The sequence below is a fragment of the Dellaglioa sp. CoH-55-MRSF-9 genome (assembly GCF_056782155.1).
In genome coordinates, this window is record NZ_JBXAYG010000113.1 from 1 (window position 1) to 259 (window position 259).

At 70.3% G+C, this 259-nt stretch carries 1 protein-coding gene; it reads right to left on the minus strand.

Features of this window, described 5'->3' with window-relative positions; genetic code table 11:
• Positions 1 to 20: 20 nt before the first annotated feature.
• On the minus strand, positions 21 to 259 hold a 239-nt coding region (locus tag AC1RPV_RS08000), incomplete at its 5' end, for a histidine kinase (protein WP_481764236.1).

A 259-nucleotide genomic window follows, 5' to 3' on the forward strand; every position in this document is an offset into this window, starting at 1 on the left:
GTGGAGGATTTCCGGCACCGTCACGGGATCGCCACGAGCCATTGCATCGCCGCCGCGAAGCCGAGATCGTCGAGCATCAGCGGGCGCAGGTCCGACGCGATGCGGCGGGTCGCGGCCACCGCGCCGCGCGCGAGCGCATGCATCGCCGCGATCTTGCGCGCGAGCGACGCGTCGTCCTGCGGCACGCGGTCGATCAGCCATTCGAGATCGTTCTTCAGCGTCGCGAGCGTCTGCGCCAGTTCGTCGTGCAGTTCGCGCG